This is a genomic window from Shewanella sp. SACH (assembly GCF_001887095.2).
Taxonomy (GTDB): domain Bacteria; phylum Pseudomonadota; class Gammaproteobacteria; order Enterobacterales; family Shewanellaceae; genus Shewanella; species Shewanella baltica.
This window is the reverse complement of the sequence record NZ_MPDG02000004.1, coordinates 110,031-128,086: the sequence shown is the minus strand read 5'-3', so window position 1 is coordinate 128,086 and position 18,056 is coordinate 110,031. Positions and strand designations below refer to the sequence as shown.

17 protein-coding genes are annotated in these 18,056 nt (G+C 47.8%); 6 read left to right on the top strand and 11 right to left on the bottom strand.

Annotated features, from left to right (window positions below):
- Nucleotides 1–160: 160 nt before the first annotated feature.
- Together BM607_RS16090 and BM607_RS16085 are read left to right on the top strand one after the other, a co-directional pair.
- Complete coding sequence (locus BM607_RS16090; protein WP_071940313.1) at nt 161–2,524, top strand: Tex family protein; 2,364 nt, start codon at nt 161–163, stop codon at nt 2,522–2,524.
- 217 nt (nt 2,525–2,741) lie between these two features.
- Nucleotides 2,742–4,706, top strand: coding sequence for an LTA synthase family protein (locus tag BM607_RS16085; RefSeq protein ID WP_071940314.1), 1,965 nt, complete (start codon nt 2,742–2,744; stop codon nt 4,704–4,706).
- Nucleotides 4,707–4,803: 97 nt separating this feature from the next.
- Here BM607_RS16085 and BM607_RS16080 read toward each other — a convergent pair whose 3' ends face one another.
- Together BM607_RS16080 and bioH are read right to left on the bottom strand one after the other, a co-directional pair.
- Nucleotides 4,804–5,361, bottom strand: coding sequence for a hypothetical protein (locus BM607_RS16080; RefSeq protein ID WP_071940315.1), 558 nt, complete (start codon nt 5,359–5,361; stop codon nt 4,804–4,806).
- 61 nt (nt 5,362–5,422) lie between these two features.
- Entirely contained in the window at nt 5,423–6,217 is a 795-nt protein-coding gene (gene bioH, locus BM607_RS16075; protein WP_012588844.1) for a pimeloyl-ACP methyl ester esterase BioH, read from the bottom strand.
- A gap of 32 nt (nt 6,218–6,249) precedes the next feature.
- Here bioH and BM607_RS16070 point away from each other — a divergent pair, with 32 nt between their 5' ends.
- The gene (locus BM607_RS16070) at nt 6,250–7,041 is read left to right on the top strand and encodes a ComF family protein (RefSeq protein ID WP_071940316.1); all 792 of its coding nucleotides are present in this window, start codon (nt 6,250–6,252) and stop codon (nt 7,039–7,041) included.
- 241 nt (nt 7,042–7,282) lie between these two features.
- Nucleotides 7,283–7,861 (top strand): Fe-S biogenesis protein NfuA, encoded by a 579-nt coding sequence (gene nfuA / locus BM607_RS16065; RefSeq protein ID WP_006079591.1) that lies wholly within the window; start codon nt 7,283–7,285, stop codon nt 7,859–7,861.
- Between the two features lie 86 nt (nt 7,862–7,947).
- Here nfuA and BM607_RS16060 read toward each other — a convergent pair whose 3' ends face one another.
- Both BM607_RS16060 and BM607_RS16055 read right to left on the bottom strand, forming a co-directional pair.
- A complete protein-coding gene (locus BM607_RS16060) occupies nt 7,948–9,885 on the bottom strand; it encodes a S9 family peptidase (protein WP_071940317.1) in 1,938 nt (645 codons plus the stop codon).
- A gap of 80 nt (nt 9,886–9,965) precedes the next feature.
- The gene (locus tag BM607_RS16055) at nt 9,966–11,333 is read right to left on the bottom strand and encodes an MATE family efflux transporter (protein WP_071940318.1); all 1,368 of its coding nucleotides are present in this window, start codon (nt 11,331–11,333) and stop codon (nt 9,966–9,968) included.
- A gap of 22 nt (nt 11,334–11,355) precedes the next feature.
- Between BM607_RS16055 and BM607_RS16050 the strand changes: the two genes are divergently transcribed.
- Nucleotides 11,356–12,402: a polysaccharide deacetylase family protein gene (locus BM607_RS16050; protein ID WP_071940319.1), complete on the top strand. Its 1,047-nt coding sequence runs from the start codon at nt 11,356–11,358 to the stop codon at nt 12,400–12,402.
- Here BM607_RS16050 and BM607_RS16045 read toward each other — a convergent pair whose 3' ends face one another.
- The 5 genes from BM607_RS16045 to BM607_RS16025 form a co-directional block, all read right to left on the bottom strand.
- On the bottom strand, nt 12,403–13,035 hold the full coding sequence (locus tag BM607_RS16045; protein WP_012090557.1) for an SCO family protein: 633 nt from the start codon (nt 13,033–13,035) through the stop codon (nt 12,403–12,405).
- A gap of 47 nt (nt 13,036–13,082) precedes the next feature.
- A complete protein-coding gene (gene cyoE / locus BM607_RS16040) occupies nt 13,083–13,988 on the bottom strand; it encodes a heme o synthase (protein ID WP_006079596.1) in 906 nt (301 codons plus the stop codon).
- A 14-nt stretch (nt 13,989–14,002) separates the two neighbouring features.
- A complete protein-coding gene (locus BM607_RS16035; protein ID WP_071940320.1) occupies nt 14,003–14,980 on the bottom strand; it encodes a COX15/CtaA family protein in 978 nt (325 codons plus the stop codon).
- Nucleotides 14,980–15,525: a hypothetical protein gene (locus tag BM607_RS16030; RefSeq protein ID WP_071940321.1), complete on the bottom strand. Its 546-nt coding sequence runs from the start codon at nt 15,523–15,525 to the stop codon at nt 14,980–14,982. The genes BM607_RS16035 and BM607_RS16030 overlap by 1 nt, the downstream gene beginning before the upstream one ends.
- Nucleotides 15,526–15,616: 91 nt before the next feature.
- The gene (locus BM607_RS16025; RefSeq protein ID WP_071940322.1) at nt 15,617–16,381 is read right to left on the bottom strand and encodes an SURF1 family protein; all 765 of its coding nucleotides are present in this window, start codon (nt 16,379–16,381) and stop codon (nt 15,617–15,619) included.
- Between BM607_RS16025 and BM607_RS16020 the strand changes: the two genes are divergently transcribed.
- Nucleotides 16,380–16,598: a DUF2909 family protein gene (locus BM607_RS16020; protein WP_006079600.1), complete on the top strand. Its 219-nt coding sequence runs from the start codon at nt 16,380–16,382 to the stop codon at nt 16,596–16,598. The two genes, BM607_RS16025 and BM607_RS16020, sit on opposite strands and share 2 nt — an antisense overlap.
- A 4-nt stretch (nt 16,599–16,602) precedes the next feature.
- Here the strand turns inward: BM607_RS16020 and BM607_RS16015 are convergent, their stop codons facing one another.
- Together BM607_RS16015 and BM607_RS16010 are read right to left on the bottom strand one after the other, a co-directional pair.
- Entirely contained in the window at nt 16,603–17,478 is an 876-nt protein-coding gene (locus BM607_RS16015) for a cytochrome c oxidase subunit 3 (protein WP_071940323.1), read from the bottom strand.
- Nucleotides 17,475–18,056, bottom strand: a complete 582-nt coding sequence (locus BM607_RS16010; protein ID WP_071940324.1) for a cytochrome c oxidase assembly protein — start codon at nt 18,054–18,056, stop codon at nt 17,475–17,477. The genes BM607_RS16015 and BM607_RS16010 overlap by 4 nt, the downstream gene beginning before the upstream one ends.

Below are 18,056 nucleotides of genomic sequence, written 5' to 3'. Positions count from 1 at the left end.
CAGGGTTGCCGCCGTGACAACTGCTGCGGTCGCCATGGCATGACGGGGAAAGATCAAAGACTCTGATTTGACCTAGGTTTTAGCATGAAACATACGGGGCGCCTGTGGTATCTTTGGCGCAATAACGACTTACTTTACAGTTAGGCACGACACTTTATTTATGCAAACTAATGCACATAACATCGCTCAGATTATCGCTCAAGAACTGAATGTTCGTGAGCAACAAGTTGCCGCAACCATCACTCTGCTTGACGATGGTGCGACGGTTCCCTTCGTTGCCCGCTACCGTAAAGAAGCCACGGGCGGATTAGACGATACGCAACTGCGTACCTTGTACACACGTTTAGGTTACCTGCGTGAGCTGAACGACAGACGCCAAGTGATCCTATCTAGCATCCAAGCTCAGGGTAAGTTAACGCCAGAATTACAAAGGGCTATTGATGACGCAGACAGCAAGACACGTCTCGAAGATTTGTATCTGCCATTCAAACCTAAGCGCCGCACTAAGGGCCAAATCGCTATCGAAGCAGGGCTTGAACCATTAGCCGATGCCTTACTGGCTGACCGTAGCGCCGATGTCGAAGCCAAAGCTGCAGATTATATCAATAGCGAAGCGGGTTTCGCCGATGTGAAAGCTGTGCTTGAAGGCGCGCGTTATATCCTGATGGAGCGCTACGCCGAAGACGCGGAATTACTGCGTAAAGTGCGTGAACATTTAAGCCAAAACAGTGTGTTAGAAAGCCGCTTAATTGCAGGTAAAGAGAAAGAAGGCGCGAAATTCCGTGATTATTTCGAGCATACCGAACAGTTAGCTAAGATCCCTTCTCACCGTGCGCTGGCGATGCTGCGTGGTCGTAACGAAGGTTTCTTAGCGTTATCTATGAATGCCGATCCTGCTGCTGAGGCCGGTCAAGGTAGTTATTGCGAAGTGATTATCAGTGATCACTTAGGGCTGAAACTGGGCGATAGCAGCGTCGATCAATGGTTGAAAACTGTAGTGACGGCGACATGGCGCATTAAGATTGCGCTACAGATGGAAACCGAGTTTATTTCGCAAATGCGCGAACGCGCCGAAGCCGAAGCCATTAAAGTTTTTGCCCGTAACTTAGGTGATTTATTGATGGCCGCTCCTGCGGGCGCGAAAGCCACCATGGGACTCGATCCTGGTTTACGTACCGGCGTGAAAGTGGCTGTGGTCGATAACACGGGTAAGATGTTGTGCCATGCGACGATTTTTCCGCACGCACCGCAAAATCTGTGGGAAAAGTCGATTCGTACTTTGGCGAACTTAGTCAAAATGCATAAGGTTGAATTGATTGCGATTGGTAACGGCACTGCATCACGGGAAACCGACAAGCTGGCCGCTGAGCTGATTGCCGCAGTGAAAGATACCCATCCACAGTTGACTAAAGTGATGGTCAGCGAAGCGGGCGCGTCTGTGTATTCGGCATCGGAATTGGCGGCGCTGGAGTTTCCTGATCTCGATGTCTCGATTCGTGGTGCTGTGTCTATCGCGCGTCGTTTGCAGGATCCGTTAGCCGAACTGGTGAAGATTGAGCCTAAGTCTATCGGTGTGGGTCAATACCAACACGACGTGAGCCAAAGCCAATTATCGGGTTCGCTGGAAGCCGTGGTGGAAGACTGTGTAAACGGTGTGGGTGTAGATCTCAACATGGCCTCTGCACCTTTGTTGTCGCAAGTAGCCGGTTTAAACAAGACGTTAGCAAAAAATGTGGTCGATTACCGCGATGCCAATGGTCAGTTTAAGAATCGTAAAGAGTTACTGAAAGTGCCACGTTTAGGGCCTAAAGCCTATGAGCAAGCGGCGGGCTTTTTGCGTATTCGTGAAGGTGATAATCCACTCGATGCTTCGTCTGTGCATCCAGAGGCTTATTCGTTAGTGGAAACTATCGCTAAGACTAAGCAAGTGGAGCTGGCGAGCCTGATGGGTAACTCAGATCTACTGCGCAGCATCAAACCTGAAGAGTTCATTACGGCGGAGTTTGGTTTACCTACTGTGACGGATATTTTGGCCGAACTGGATAAGCCAGGTCGTGATCCCCGTGGTGAGTTTAAAACCGCCAAGTTTAAAGATGGTGTGGAAGAACTTAAACACTTGAAACCTGAAATGGTGCTCGAAGGCGTGGTGACCAACGTGACCAACTTTGGTGCCTTCGTTGATATTGGCGTGCATCAAGATGGACTGGTGCATATCTCTTCACTGACCGACAAGTTTATCAGCGATCCCCACACAATCGTGAAGGCGGGTGATGTGGTTAAAGTCAAAGTGATGGAGGTAGATGTTGAGCGTCGTCGTATCGGTTTGAGCATGCGTTTGGATGAAGCTATCGATCAAAGTAAATCGCAGCAAAGACCACATAATCCTGCCAGAACTCATAACAGTAAGGCACCACAGTCAGCGAAACCTGCTGCGCGTCCTACGCAAAAGCAAGCACCTAAAGCACCTGCGAACGCGGCCATGGGCAATGCCTTTGCCGATGCCTTCGCTAAGCTGAAAAAGTAAGCGTTAACCGTTAAGACTCGGACTTAAGCCATGTCCGAGTCGACTTTTTTACATGTTACTCACAAAATTGTTGCATCAATGTCGTCTTAGGGAATATAAAGTCGGCATTTAATGCAACGTTAAGCAAAATCGGTTGTCATAGCACAGCTTATTCATCGATTTTTTTCAAATTGACACTCCAACGCTGAGTGGCTCTTTATACGTTTTGGGGTAACACATGCAATCTGGTTTATCACCTCGCGGGCACAACAATGCCCATGGGCCTTTCCGCGCCATCTTTATTTTCTCGCTATTAGTGCTTTTTATTGCCACCGTGAGCCGTATCGCTTTAGGGCTGTGGCAAGCCGATCGCGTGGCCGCTGTGGATGGTTGGTCGCATCTCTTAATCCAAGGTTTACGCGTCGATATCGCTACCCTGTGCTGGTTATGGGGTATTGCCGCCTTAGGAACCGCATTATTTTCGGGTGATCATTTTATTGGCCGTCTGTGGCAGCCGATTTTACGGGTGTGGTTAACTGTAGGTCTGTGGATCATCCTCTTTTTAGAAGCATCGACCCCTGCGTTTATTGAAGAATACGGTATTCGCCCGAATCGCCTGTATGTGGAATATCTGATCTACCCGAAAGAAGTGCTTTCTATGCTGTGGGCGGGTCGCAAACTTGAGCTGATCTTCTCCGTGCTATTAACTATCGGTACGCTTTGGGGGGGCTGGGTGTTAAGCGGTAAGCTCACTAAAAATCTACGTTTCCCGCGCTGGTACTGGCGTCCTGTATTGGCAGTGCTTGTTATCGCCATGACGTTATTGGGTGCGCGTTCAACCTTAGGCCATAGACCGATTAACCCTGCTATGGTGGCGTTTGCCGACGATCCATTAGTGAACTCTTTAGTCATCAACTCAGCCTATTCATTAGTGTTTGCCATCAAGCAGATGGGTAGTGAAGAAGATGCCTCTAAAGTGTATGGCAAGTTAGATAACGCTGAGATTATTGCGACCATAAGACAGGAAAGTGGTCGTCCTGAAAGTGTATTTACCTCAACGGATATCCCATCGCTAAGCTTTAACCAAGCCAGTTATACCGGAAAGCCAAAGAACTTAGTGATCCTACTGCAAGAGAGTTTAGGCGCACGTTTTGTGGGGAGTTTAGGTGGTTTACCCCTGACTCCGAATATCGATGCCTTGTCCAAAGAAGGTTGGTATTTCGATAACTTGTACGCCACTGGCACTCGTTCAGTGCGCGGGATAGAAGCCGTAACGACAGGTTTTACCCCGACTCCAGCTCGTGCTGTGGTGAAACTGGGTAAGAGCCAAGTTGGCTTCTTCAGCATAGCTGAATTACTTAAAAATCATGGCTATACCACGCAGTTTATTTATGGTGGTGAGAGCCATTTCGACAATATGCGTAGCTTCTTTTTGGGTAACGGCTTTAGTGACATCATAGATCAGAAAGATTATAAATCTCCGGCCTTCGTGGGTTCGTGGGGCGCGTCAGACGAAGACTTAATGCGTAAGGCGAATAGTGAGTTTGAGCGTCTACACAGTGAAGGTAAGCCTTTCTTTAGTTTAGTGTTTAGCTCGAGTAACCACGATCCATTCGAATTCCCTGATGATCGTATCGAGCTGTACGAACAACCTAAGCAAACCCGTAATAATGCGGCGAAATATGCCGACTATGCGATTGGTGAGTTTTTCAAACTGGCGAAAAATGCGGACTACTGGAAAGATACGATTTTTATCGTGGTTGCCGACCATGACAGCCGAGTGGGTGGCGCGGATCTGGTGCCAGTGTCACGTTTTCGTATTCCGGGTTTAATCCTTGGGGATAATTTAGCGCCAAAACGCGATCATCGTATTGTGAGCCAAATTGATTTACCGCCAACACTTCTATCATTGATTGGTATTTCAGACTCTTATCCTATGCTGGGCCGAGATTTGACTCAGGTCAGTGATGATTGGCCTGGACGCGCGTTAATGCAATACGATAAAAACTTTGCCCTGATGGAAGGTAAAGATGTAGTGATCCTGCAGCCAGAAAAAGCGGCTCAAGGTTTCGAATATAACGAAAAAACTGAGCAGTTAACGCCTTATGCGCCAGCTGCTGCAGCGTTAGAGAAGAAAGCCTTAAGTTGGGCATTATGGGGCAGTTTGGCCTACCAGCAAGAGCTGTATCGTTTGCCTAAATAAGCGTTAAACAGCATAAGAAATGCCGCTATTTAGCGGCATTTTTGTTTATTATTTTTGTTCATCTTGTGCGGGAAAAGATTAATCCGATTGGAATAAGTTAAATCCACGTCGACATGATAGATTCTTGCTCTGGCTGAGTCTGTTGTTGATAGAACTGACCAATACGTTGTCCAAGCTGTTGATAAAATTGAGTCGGTTCTCCTTGGAGCGATTGACGCGCCGCACTGCTGGTATTCGCTTTAGCGTTACTGCTGGCATAATTTGCCGCACCTTGACTGACCTTTAAGCGGATATCCTTACGTTGCAGCGCCGCTTGACCGCGTGCGGCAATTTTTAGCGTCTTAGGTAAAACTCGCTCGGCCACCACAAGGGGGGCTTTTTTCTCTTGCTGTTGTTGGCTTTGTTGCTGCGAGGATTGCTGTTGCTGCTGTTTTTCTTGAACTTGTTGCTGATTATTCTCGAGTGTTTTGGTTTGCTGCTGAGTTTGATCTGCTGTGCGTTCATTCTGCGGATTAAAGGCGCGTTCTTCATGACCTTTAGTGGCAGCTTGTGGGGGAATGACCACAGGTTTCAGTTGGTTGTCGACCCGAGCCGAGTCCGTCGCGACATTAGTGGTCGCTAGTGGGACTTGGGGGTAGTTACTGACAACTAACATGGAAAATTCCTTGGTGCACTAATGGTTAAATACTAGTCATTAATCGCTCAAAGATAAAGCGTTAGCGTGTCTGTAACGCTAACCAAGGCATAAATACCTGCAAAAACTCCTGTTGATGGGAAATAAACGGCGCATGGGAGGCTTTGGCTAGCATCACATCTTCAATTTGCGGCGTGATCGGCATCTTAGGCTGTACGCGTTTGGGGACGAGTCCATCGAGTCGGCCCCAAATTCTAAGCCAAGGTTGCTGCAATTCTGTCAGTTGCGGCCTTAGGTCGATGTCTGTCAGCATACTCAGACCTTGAGTTAAGGCTCTGGCATCGGGTAAAGGACGCGCAAGCACAAGATCGCGCAGCCGTTTGATATCTTCCTTGGCGGTTTCGCTGCCCATGGCCTGAATCGCCAGAAATCTCTCAATGGTTTTAGGTAAATTTTGGCCGAGTTGTTCTCTAAATTGATTAAGAACTTGTGGCGGAATGCCCGGCCATGCTTCGTCTTCCCTTGCCATAAAGCAAGGGGATGAGGCAATAGTAATCAAGCCTTTGATTTTTTGTGGATAACTCAGTGCTGCCTGAGTCGCCACGAGCCCACCGAGTGACCAGCCGGCCCAAATAGCGTGTTCTGGTAATGCGGCGACTAAGGCATCGACCCAAGCTAATAGATCACCTTCCACCATCTGACTATGGCCGAAGCCCGGCAAGTCGACATAGTGCACCCTATACTGAGACAGTGACTCATGTAATGGCGTAAACACAGCGCTATTGACTCCCCAACCGTGAAGCATCACCAGATCTGGCCCTTGGCCTCTGATTTCAATATGCAAATTTGCGTGGTTTGTGGATGTCACTTGGCTCACTTGAGTGCCTCAAAAATGGATTAGGTGAATGTATGCCGCACTTTGTCAAAAGGATTTGGCCGCAATCTGCTTTGCGGATTATGCGTTTAGGCTATCAACTCGGCACAAGGTGGTTGGCGGGCAGTTTACCTAACCGTTGCCTGCTGTGCCACCAATCCATACCTATCTCCGAGACGGGCATTTGCATCGTTTGTCTTCAATCTGGCTTATATCATGGACCTATTTGCTTAGGCTGCGGTAAGTCGATGCAAATCGAGGTCGATTATTGCGGGGAATGCCAAAAGCGTCAGCCGCGTAAAGTCGTTGCCCCCTGCAGTTACCATCAAGGTTTAGGGGCTTGGGTTGGCGCGATTAAATATCAAGGGCAACTTGCCGCTTTGCCCGTGCTGTGTCGCGCCTTAGTGGCGCGAATTAAGCTATTAGAACAGCAAGGATTAATCACCTTGCCGCAAGCGATAGTGCCAGTTCCATTGCATCCAAAACGCTTACAACAACGGGGATTTAATCAGGCGTGGTTAATTGCCCATGAGTTATCACAGCTCATGCAACTGCCGTTAGTGAGCGAGGGATTAACGCGCCAGCAAGACACTCGGCCGCAGGCCGGACTTTCAGGTGCACAACGACGACGAAACTTACACGATGCCTTTATGTTAGCGGATGATTTTGCGTTCCAGCGTATTGCACTGGTGGATGATGTGGTCACGACAGGCACCACAGTCTCTGAAATTGCCCGCTTATTCGAAGCGCGATACGTACATGTGCAGGTATGGTGTTTGGCAAGGGCAGAGGCGCCAGGCTTGTTGGATGATCTCGATAATGAATGAGAAGCATGTATATAGCGTCTTGGAATGTCCACTCAAGTGACTGTCTTAGTTGCATTATTCGATTTTAATGCGCTAAGATTTTATCGTTTAAACAGCCCAAATGACCCAGTCAAATCGTGATCGCTATGGCAAAAATCCACAAACTTGCTACCCAAGGGACTACAAAGCAAAGGTGAGTCGGAGTATCATACGGCTAATTCTTACTAAAACACTCAGGTATCCCCTGACGGAGCAGGTTTTCATGATTACCATTTCCGATGCGGCTCAAGCCCATTTTGTTAAGTTGTTAGCAGATCAACCTGAAGGCACTCATATTCGCGTATTTGTGATCAGTCCAGGAACCTCGCAAGCCGAGTGTGGTGTGTCTTATTGTCCACCGGATGCAGTAGAAAGTGATGATATTGAAATCGAGTTCACTGGCTTCAATGCTATGGTCGATGAGAAGAGTGCACCTTTCCTTGAAGATGCCACTATCGATTTTGTGACTGACCAATTAGGTTCACAACTCACGCTGAAAGCACCTAACGCAAAAATGCGTAAAGTGTCTGGCGATGCACCTTTAGTCGAGCGTATCGAATACGTGATCCAATCTGAGATCAACCCTCAGTTAGCCGGCCATGGTGGTAATATCATGCTGGTTGAAATCACTAAAGAAGGCGTAGCTGTACTGCAGTTCGGCGGTGGTTGTAACGGTTGTTCTCAAGTTGATATCACCCTGAAGGATGGTATCGAGAAACAACTGTTAGACATGTTCCCAGGTGAGTTGACTGGCGTACGTGACGTGACAGATCACCAACACGGTGAGCATTCTTACGCTTAATCTTGTTTGTTGAGCTGAATAAAAAACGCGACCTTAGAGTCGCGTTTTTTTATGTTTTGGCTTTCGCTTAAAGTACTGTTGTTCAGTTATAACTTAGGGTTGAGGTTATCAGCTAAGAACTTATCTAAGGCTTTAAATGTCGCGAGTCTGTTGTCGTTATTGCTCAAGTAATGATCGCCATTTTCCAGCTCAATATACTCCACTGGTTTTTTCAGTGATTTGAGTTCGTCATACATTTCTCGGCTATGTTGAACCTTCACCACTCTGTCCTTATCGCCATGTAGCAGCAATACTGGGATGTTAATTTTATCGGCTTTACTGATCGGCGAGCGGTCATAGAGCGCATCAAAGTCATCCCCTATTTGCTCTTTAACCACTTTATAGTTAGTAAATCTTCGGCTCGATTTCACTAGATAGGCCACATCGGTGACACCCGCTACACTCACGGCGCAGCGGTAGAGATCGGGAGTCATGGCTGCACCCATTAAGGCCGCGTAACCACCATAGCTAGCCCCGACAATACAAATACGTTTAGGATCGCTAATCCCTTGATCTATTAGGTAGCGAGTCCCGTCTTCGACGTCGTTTTGCATTTCGAGTCCCCAGCTTTTTAGACCAGCTTTCATAAACTCATAGCCGTAACCTGCCGAGCCCCTGAAGTTCATCCGAAATACCGCATAACCACGATTAGCGAAGAACTGTGCCCAGTAGTCGAAGTCGTTGCTGTCGTAACTGATGGGGCCGCCATGGGGGAAAATAATCGTCGGCAGTTGCTTGGCTTCAAGCCCTTTTGGCACCGTTAGGTAAGCATCGATTTTGAGCTTATCCCTTGCCTCATAAGTTAAATATTGAGTATCGGCGAGGAGTTCACTCTTGAGTCTGCCGTATCGGTTAGCGATTGGATAAAGCGTTTTTTCGTCCCTATCGCCAAAATAGTAAGTGCCGGGCTCGGTCGAGCTAGTGGAATACACTATGTAGCGGCGTTCATCGGCACTGAACTGAGTAATATAGTTGTGTGCGTTGGGTAACACGGCTTTTAGGCCATTTTGTAGGCCCACATATTCTTTTTCCCAAAAGGTGTATTCTTCGCCGTCACCTTCACTGATACCAATCACTTTTTTCTTCAGTTTCGAATAGAGTAAATTACCTTCAACGTCAGTATCTTCATTGGTGTAGACCAACTCTTTTGTGAGCTTAGGATCGGTCAGATTGACTTTAAATATGGCTTCGAAACCTTGGTGATAGGCGCGAACGTAAAGAATATTGGGGTCAGCATCAAAACCTAATGGCCAAACACTGTCTTCTGAAAAGGCTTTAAAGGTCCAAAGTAAACGTGAATCTCTCTTTTGCTCGGCCTGTTCATAAATGCGGTACTCAGTATCATCGTTATAGATAGAAATACGGACCTTGTGTTGCCTGTCAGTAATCCAACTGATGATCTTCTTTTTAGCATTTTGTGTGTAACTGGATTTACCCTGCGCTAAATTGACTTTCAGTACACTATCTTCGCCTACGTTTTCGCCCATTCCGTCTAATGACAGTAAAATATTGTCGGGATCATCTGCCATAAGATCGATAATTTGCCCCTGATGTTGCGGGATCCAATTGAGACGATCTAAGACACTGCGCGGAATGACACTTGAGGTCTTTTTTGTGGTCAAATCATACTTAACAAGGCGGGTTTCGGTTGTCGGTGTACCGTAACGGTTAGCCGGAAACTTAGCACTGATCAGTAAGATATTATCGTTTGCCCACTGCAGAGACAGGATGACAAATTTTTGATTATCTGTGTGTAGAGGAATGCTTTTTTCGCCTGTTTCTATATCTTGGATACTAACGACAGTACCTTTGAGTTTGGCTTGGTCGACGCGTACAACCGATGCGAGTTTTTTGCCGTTAGGCGAGAGCTGTACAGAGCTCACATCTGGGATGCTGGCAAAGGCTTCAACGGGTAATTGTGGCGCTGTGTCGGCAACGGCATGGTTGCATAGCCACAGGAAAAGCAGCGGTAAAATCCTTTTCATTATAGAATCACATCTTTGTTACAATTGTAAAATCAACATCATAGTGATTTTGAGATTTGTAAACTACTGTCTTTACAGATTTATTTATTCAAAAAGCTTTTGCTGAAATAATAGTGCCCCGCAAGTGTTAGGCTTCTGGCGATCATAAAGACACTCATGGCGGCCCAAAGGGCGTGGTTACCTTGCTCAGGCAATAACAGTTGCTGCAGCAAATACCATGTCGGGAAAAATGCACCGAAGGTGGCGAGTATCATGCTATTGCGCATCACTTTGCCTTTAGCGGCACCGATGTAGACTCCGTCGAATAAATACGAGCTAAAAGACCATAAAGGTAAAAATATCAGCCAAATAAGATAGGTCTGTGCTGTGGCTCTGACCTCATTAATGCTGGTCAATAACGCGATAATATTGCTACCAAAAAGACTGAATACAGCGCAGAACCCTAACGCAGTAATGGCCGACCAGCTCCAGGCTAAGATCACTGCTTCCCGTAATTGCTCCGCCTGTTTTTGGCCATAGGCTCGGCCGACTTCTGCCTCGGCATAATAGGCAATGCCATCGAGTGCATAGGAGATTAACAGCAGTAAATTCAGTAACACGGCATTGGCGGCAACGGTATTATCACCCAGACCAGCACCATGAAAAGTCATAAAGGCAAAGGCCGCTTGCAGGCAGAGGCTACGGATAAAAATATCTGTGTTGAGCCTCAGTAATTTGCCGTACCCCGTCAGGGTGACATGGGGTAATAGCTGGGATAAGTGAAAATTGGCTTCGCGCTTGAGTTGCTGTAACACCATAGTGAGTGCGACTGAGAAAGCGGTGATATCGGCAAAGACTGAGGCGAGGGCAGCGCCTTTAACGCCCCAGCCTAAGCCGAGGACAAACACCACATCGAGAATAATATTGGCAAGGTTGGCTAATATCAGCTGCCACATGGCGGCTTTAGGTTGCTGACGTCCCAATAGCCAGCCAAGCATTACGAGGTTGAGTAGGGCGAAGGGCGTTGACCAAATTCGTACCTGAAAATACTCGCGGCAATAGCGCTCGACTTCGCTACTCGCTTCGGATAATCCTAGCGCTAAATTTAATACCGGGACTTGCAGCACGATAACGCCAGCGCCCAATAACACAGCTAGCATAGCGCCTTGGACTAAGAGTTTATGCTGGGCGTGAAAATCATTTGCACCATAAGCCTGCGCGACTAAACCTGTGGTCGCCATACGCAAAAATCCCAATAACCAAATGATTAATGTGATAATCGTTGACCCGACAGCGACTCCCCCTAAATAATAGGCTTCACTCAGATGACCTATGACAGCCGTATCGACTAAGCCCAAAAGTGGGATAGTGATATTGGAAAGTATCATCGGCAGGGCAAGCGCCAGTAATTGACGATTTTTCGCGCCGTTAAGCATTAGGTCGAGCCAAGTTGATTTAGCAGTATTCATTAATTTCAGAGGTGTTCACATTATGGTTAAACGTGTGCTGTTGGCACTCATAGGGCTAATGACGTTTTCTGCCCATGCCGTGGTAATTCTGCAATATCACCATGTGTCAGAAACCACTCCTGCGGCCACAAGCGTGACGCCCGCGCAATTTCGTGAGCAAATGCAGTTTCTAGCCGATGATGGCTTTAAGGTGATCCCGCTTTCTCAGGTGGTTGAAGCGATAAAGCAAAAACAAGATTTACCGGCGAAAACAGTCGCAATTACCTTCGACGATGGTTATCGCAGCATAGCCACTACGGCGCATCCTATCCTAAAGGAATTTGGATTTCCCTACACCTTGTTTGTGGCAATTGAGCCGATTAAACAAAAGTTTACCGAGATGATGACTTGGGATGAGCTGATAACGCTATCCAAGGAAGGCGCCGATATTGCTAACCACAGTTGGGCGCACGAACATTTGATCCGCGCCTTAGAAAATGAATCACAGGCGCAGTGGCTAGCGCGGGTAAAGGCCAATATTTTAGACACAGAAAAAGCCATTTTGGATGCCACAGGTCACAATTTCAAAATGCTGGCTTATCCCTACGGTGAGTACAATCAAGCCTTGCAGGATATGTTAACTGAGAACGGCTTTGTCGCCTTGGGGCAACAATCGGGTGCCGCTGGGCCCTATTCGCCATTAACGGCGCTGCCGCGTTTCCCTGTTGCAGGACAATATGCTGATTTAAAAAGCCTTAAGGCCAAGCTATACAGTTTAAATATGCCTGTGATTGCGCAGAGTCCTAGTGATCCTGAGTTAAAGGGCGGCCATTGGCGCCCAGAGCTTAAAGTCACCCTAGATATGAGCGATATCTCGGCTAAGCAAGTGATGTGTTATATCCAAGGCCAAGGTTCAAAACAGCCGACTTGGTTGAGTGAGAACGAGTTTAGTGTTCAAGCGGATTTAGCCTTACCTGCGGGTCGTTCGCGTTACAACTGCACTGCGCCGAGTAAGGCGCGCAATGGCTACTATTGGTTTTCTCAGCCTTGGGTGAGGCCAAAGGACGATGGCTCTTGGGTCAAAGAGTGATCAACGGCTAGGTTTGTATTGCGCCACTATTTTTCTAAAATCGCTAATCATTTCATCATTTAACACCTGCGGCGGTTTGCCTAACGCTGCCGTAGGCTTAAACACTGCGACTCGCGTTCCCTGCGGCGACACCAACACATAACCCGCACTATGGTCGACTTGGTAGTTTTCCCCTTCACCGACCATGGCATAGGTCAGTCCTAAGCTGCGGGTGAGCGGGAAGATTTGTGTCTGCTCGCCCGTGACCGCTTTAAATTCTGGATTGAAAAAATTAACATAAGTCAGGAGTTTATCCGGTGTGTCCCGTTTGGGGTCGACGGATAAAAACACCACCTGCAATGGCGCAATTTTGTTTAGATCGGGATAAGCTGCCGCGAGTTTATTTAAGGTCGTCGGGCAAACGTCGGGGCAAAAGGTAAAACCGATAAAGAATAAGCTCCATTTCCCCTGCAAACTGGCGTTGGTAAAAGCCTGCTTATGTTGATCAACCAATTCAAAGGGCGCTAATTCATAGGCCTGCGGAAATAGAAAGCCGCTCTCTAGCTCGATAGGTTTCGGGGGATTAAATTTCACCGCAAATAGGCCGCCAAGGCCGATCAATAATATGGCGATGACTAAAATTCTTTTCTGCATTATTGGCTCCATAACGACAGGTTAGCGCGACAAACGAGTTGCATACACTAGTTCCACAAATAGTGGTCGAGCAGTAATGCCATGAATAACAACATCAAATGATAGATAGAGAAGCGGAACACTTGCATCGCCAAGCCATCATGATCCCGATATTTAAGTTGCCATGCTTTATAGATAAATCCGGTGCTGAGCAAACTAGAGCAGACGAAATACACGGGCCCACACATGCCAACCAGCACAGGTAATAGGCAAGCAATTGCCAGCAATACTGTGTAAAGCAGAATACAGGTTTTAGTAAACTCGACACCGTGGGTAACGGGCAGCATGGGAATATCCACTTTGGCATATTCGGCGCGTCTGTGAATGGCCAGAGCCCAAAAATGTGGCGGCGTCCACGTAAAGATGATGATCACTAACAACAGTGCATGGCCGTGAAATTCGTTCGTCACTGCCGTCCATCCCAGCAAGGGTGGCATGGCTCCCGCAAGGCCGCCGATCACAATGTTTTGTGATGTCGCGCGTTTCAAATAGGCAGTATAAACCAAGGCATAACCAATCAAGCTGGCAAAGGTCAGCCAAGCCGTGAGTGGATTCACCAAGGAATATAAGACGATAAAGCCAAGGCTACCTAAGCTGGCAGCGAAAATTAACGCGCGGGTTGCCGAAATACGCCCTTTGGGTAGTGGGCGATTGTAGGTGCGCGCCATTAAGCCATCGATACGGCGATCGATCAGATGATTCAACGCCGCCGCCGAGCCCGCCATCATGGCAATGCCCAGCATACCAGCGAGTAAAGGTTGAACGGGCACCGCATGGGGTACGGCCAAACACATGCCGACTAAGACAGTGAGCAGCATAAGTGCGACCACTTTAGGTTTGGTCATTTCAAAATAGGCGCGCCATGTCACGCTGAAAGTGGGTAGGCTACTGGTGATTGAGAGTGGTTTTGCCATCTTTGATCCCTCGCTTATGCTTTGCGCCATAAAAAATAGTTGATTGCGACTAAGGTCAGCAGCAGTAATGCCGCCCCGCCGTTGTGAGACACGGCAATGCCGAGTGGTAAATGCATCACTACGTTAGAAATACCTAAGCTCACTTGCAGGATCACTAACCCTACCAATAAGAGACTTAAGGCCCTCATCCCAGCAGCGCCAACAAATAATCGATAGGCGAGCACGAGTAATAAACTCGCGGTAACGATAGCGCCAATTCGGTGGGCGATGTGGATAGTCATACGTGCTGGGTAATCGAGCACTCCAAATTCGAAACTGTGGTGTTGGCCTTGGAATGGCGAAAAAGCTTCCGCTATTGCCAAATTATCCACCCAGTTGCCTTCGCAAATGGGTAAAGCGGTGCAGGCGAGCGCCGCATAATTAGATGATGTCCAAGCGCCCAACATAATCTGTCCTACAAGAACGAATAGGCTCACCAGTGCCAGCTGTGCCAGATTGCGGGCATAGGTTTCGCTATTAAAGATCCGCCGTGGTCGGGTTCGCAGATAGAGGAGTAACAATAGTGAAATCAGGCTGAAGCCACCAATAAGATGCGACATCACCACTATAGGCATGAGTTTCATCGTCACTGTCCACATGCCGAGTGCCGCTTGAAAGAGGATCAATAGCACTATGATGAGCGGCAATTTTTTCGGTGCTTCCGGCGTTTTCAAACACAGCACTAAGATGAATAACACCAGTAAGCCAAGTCCGCCGGCGATATATCTGTGGATCATCTCCAGCCAAGCTTTTTCTGGGTGGATATCATGATCGGGGAAGATGGTTTGTGCATGGGCGATTTCATGGTCTTGGGTGGGCACCTTGATATGGCCGTAGCAACCCGGCCAATCGGGACAGCCTAGCCCCGCATCCGATAGGCGAGTGTAAGCGCCCATTAAGATCACCAACAAGGTAAAGACTAAGGTTAAGCGTAGGACCCAAGTTAGCTGCATCAATCTACCCTCGACAGTTTTAACAACTTACGCAGATCCGCAACCAAGGCCTTGCCTTGAGCTAAATGGGCTTCTCTGCCCTGCACTTGGGGATAGCGCAGCACTAAGCTACCTAAGGGATCGACTATGATCAGCTGCTGTTCATCTAGCCAATGGCTTAAGTCAGCATTAGCGGGACGAGTGTTAAACTGAAAGGCGCTTAAAGCATTGAGATCGCTGTCGGGATGGGTGAGGATCAGCGGTTCGACTCGTGCCTGATCTGGCCCTAAAGCAGTGTGGCTTTGGCGTAAAATATACAGGCGTTCGCGGCAAGCATCGTCGCATTGGGCGGGCAGTAAATACAGCAGTTGCCATTCTTTGGGATTGGGATTTTCAACCCCAAGGCTGGTATAACTGGTCTCAGGATTGATCAGCTCGCCATGATTAGTGGCGCCGCCGTGGTATAAATTCAGGCTCAGCACTAGCTTGGCTATCACCACGGGCGCGATAAACGCCAGCAACAACAAGCCCAATGCTTTGTGTTTAGATTTATTCTGGGAGTTCATGCTTGCTCCTCTCATTCAAATTATCCCTAATTTATTGTTTTATATTTATTTAGTTTTTATTTGTGTCTTGCTAAGTATGGTACGAATTTCCCTATTCGCTCCTTGAGTTTGCGATTGTTTCGGCACTATGGCGTTTTACATACTTAATCCCTTGCCACAGCATGAGCCCAGCAAACACGGCTGCCATCGAAAACCACTGCAGCGCATAACCCCAATGTTTTTGCGCCGACAGTGGGAAGGGCTGCCAAGGATGTGGCAAGGCGAGGGCGGGTAGCTTATCCGGTTGCAGCACTGCATCGAGCAAGGGATGGCCTAACATCTGCGCCATTTCCGGTATATTCAAATTCTGAAAGCGAACACTTGTCCCTGTTTCTGCCATTAAAGCCTGACTCAAAGGATTGATTTGCTTTTGATAAAGCCGACCTTCGATATTCAATTCACCGCTAAGTGGGCTGATGTGGGGCAACTCATCACGGTGGGAACTGGCTGCGACAAAACCTAATTCGACAAGTACCCAAGGTTGACCCGCTGCCACTTGCAGGGGCTGAAAGGCTAAATAGCCCACTTGGCCCTGATAGATTTGATTATCCAGTAGCCATATTTGCGAGCTCGCGGGTATGGCGTGCACATGCAGTCGATAACCTGTTACGCCTTCCTTATCGATTTTGAGTTGGAGCTGCTCAAAACTTAATGGCAGCAAGGATTGTCTTGCCTCCATTTGGGCTAACAGCATGGTTTTTTCTTCGCCGCGGGCTAATTGCCATTGACCTAACTTGACCAACATCACGAATACAGCCACAGTCAATATCAGTAAAAAAACCGTTAATTTATTCAGCAGAACATAAGGATATTGCATGAATACCCTATTCATTTTTAAATTGGTCTTAGTTCTGCTGTTGCTGTTCATCATTTTTAATCTAGGTAGGGCCTTGTTTATTATGGTTAAAGGTGACGACAAAGTGCCTATGAGCCGTTATCTTGGTCGCCGGGTGATTTTCTCGGTACTCGTTATTCTGTTGCTGCTGGTGGCCTTAGGGACTGGGTTAATTAGCCCCAATCCCACGCCTTACTAAAGCCTTAAAGTACGTAGACGAAAATAAACAAACACAGCCAGACCACATCGACAAAGTGCCAATACCAACTCCCAGCTTGGAAAGCAAAATGCTTATCTGCGCTAAAGTGCCCCTTCAACACTCTGAAAAACAACACTAATAAAAACAGAGTGCCGAGCGAGACATGCATGCCGTGAAAGCCAGTTAAGAGGAAGAAGGTATTGCCATAAACCCCTGAGGTCAGGGTGAGCCCCATTTCATGGTAGGCATGCATATATTCTTCGGCCTGCAAGGCAAGGAAACCCATACCAAAAAGTATGGTGATCCCGAGCCACAGTGTGATGGCCGAGCGCTTGCCTTTCTCTAGGCTGACATGGGCAAAATGTAAGGTGACTGAGGAGGTCAGCAGCACGATAGTGTTGATTAACGGCAGGCCATTCCACGGCATCGCTTCGGTTTTGGTGCCATCTGGCGTAGTGAGCAACGGCCAAACGGCTTCGAATTGTGGCCAGAGTACTTCGTGGGTCATGGCATTATTGGAGGCGCCACCGAGCCAAGGCACTGCGACCATACGGGCATAAAATAACGCACCAAAAAATGCGCCGAAGAACATCACTTCTGAAAAAATAAACCAGCTCATACCTTGGCGAAAGGATCTATCCATTTGGTGCGAATAAAGCCCAGTCATAGATTCGTTGATCACGGTTCTAAACCAGCCAACCAGCATAAAGAGGATCACGGCGATACCCGCTAGCAGGATATAACCGCCACCCGATGCGCCTGATTTTAGTTGATGGACAAAGTGCCCTGCACCCAAGGCGATTAGAAACAATCCTATAGCGCCAATGATGGGCCAAGCACTTTGGGCGGGAACATAGTAATTTTCATGTTTTGTGGTCATTTTGCAGCTCCTTGCTCTATGGCAGACGCTAACTGCTTGTCGGTAATGTCGTAGAGGGTGTAAGAGAGGGTCAGAGTGTGGATGGATTCAGGTAACTGAGGATCCACAAAGAAAATGAGCGGCAACTCAGCGCTGGTCGAAGCCGCTAAGTGCTGTTGGTTAAAGCAAAAACATTCCGTTTTATTAAAATATGCTGCGCCTTGGCCGGGTGATATTGAAGGTATCGCCTGACCGACCGTGGCTCTGTCTGACACATTGCGTGCCAAAAATGCTGTGTGTATCAGTTCGCCGGGGTGAACTTCGAGCCGCTTGGTTTGCGGCTCAAATTTCCACGGCATACCCGTTTGCACTTGGGAGATAAATTCTACGGTGACAATACGACTAGTATCTATGGTTATCGCTTGATAACTACTGGCAGTATTGGAGGTTTTACCGTTAATCCCTAGCTTCTCACACAGCACATCGTATAGCGGCACCAGCGCGAACCCAAAACCAAACATACCGATACAACCCATGACGAGCATGCTGATAAGCTTTCGATTTGACTTAGGTTTTTCTGGCTGGTGATGGTTCTTCAT

Bases quoted from the DNA above. Each gene is read 5' to 3' on its own strand.
- BM607_RS16090 (WP_071940313.1), top strand. From the start codon at position 161: ATGCAAACTAATGCACATAACATCGCTCAGATTATCGCTCAAGAACTG.
- BM607_RS16085 (WP_071940314.1), top strand. From the start codon at position 2,742: ATGCAATCTGGTTTATCACCTCGCGGGCACAACAATGCCCATGGGCCT.
- BM607_RS16080 (WP_071940315.1), bottom strand. From the start codon at position 5,361: ATGTTAGTTGTCAGTAACTACCCCCAAGTCCCACTAGCGACCACTAAT.
- BM607_RS16070 (WP_071940316.1), top strand. From the start codon at position 6,250: ATGCCGCACTTTGTCAAAAGGATTTGGCCGCAATCTGCTTTGCGGATT.
- nfuA (WP_006079591.1), top strand. From the start codon at position 7,283: ATGATTACCATTTCCGATGCGGCTCAAGCCCATTTTGTTAAGTTGTTA.
- BM607_RS16060 (WP_071940317.1), bottom strand. From the start codon at position 9,885: ATGAAAAGGATTTTACCGCTGCTTTTCCTGTGGCTATGCAACCATGCC.
- BM607_RS16055 (WP_071940318.1), bottom strand. From the start codon at position 11,333: ATGAATACTGCTAAATCAACTTGGCTCGACCTAATGCTTAACGGCGCG.
- BM607_RS16050 (WP_071940319.1), top strand. From the start codon at position 11,356: ATGGTTAAACGTGTGCTGTTGGCACTCATAGGGCTAATGACGTTTTCT.
- BM607_RS16045 (WP_012090557.1), bottom strand. From the start codon at position 13,035: ATGCAGAAAAGAATTTTAGTCATCGCCATATTATTGATCGGCCTTGGC.
- cyoE (WP_006079596.1), bottom strand. From the start codon at position 13,988: ATGGCAAAACCACTCTCAATCACCAGTAGCCTACCCACTTTCAGCGTG.
- BM607_RS16035 (WP_071940320.1), bottom strand. From the start codon at position 14,980: ATGCAGCTAACTTGGGTCCTACGCTTAACCTTAGTCTTTACCTTGTTG.
- BM607_RS16030 (WP_071940321.1), bottom strand. From the start codon at position 15,525: ATGAACTCCCAGAATAAATCTAAACACAAAGCATTGGGCTTGTTGTTG.
- BM607_RS16020 (WP_006079600.1), top strand. From the start codon at position 16,380: ATGAATACCCTATTCATTTTTAAATTGGTCTTAGTTCTGCTGTTGCTG.
- BM607_RS16025 (WP_071940322.1), bottom strand. From the start codon at position 16,381: ATGCAATATCCTTATGTTCTGCTGAATAAATTAACGGTTTTTTTACTG.
- BM607_RS16015 (WP_071940323.1), bottom strand. From the start codon at position 17,478: ATGACCACAAAACATGAAAATTACTATGTTCCCGCCCAAAGTGCTTGG.
- BM607_RS16010 (WP_071940324.1), bottom strand. From the start codon at position 18,056: ATGAAGAACCATCACCAGCCAGAAAAACCTAAGTCAAATCGAAAGCTT.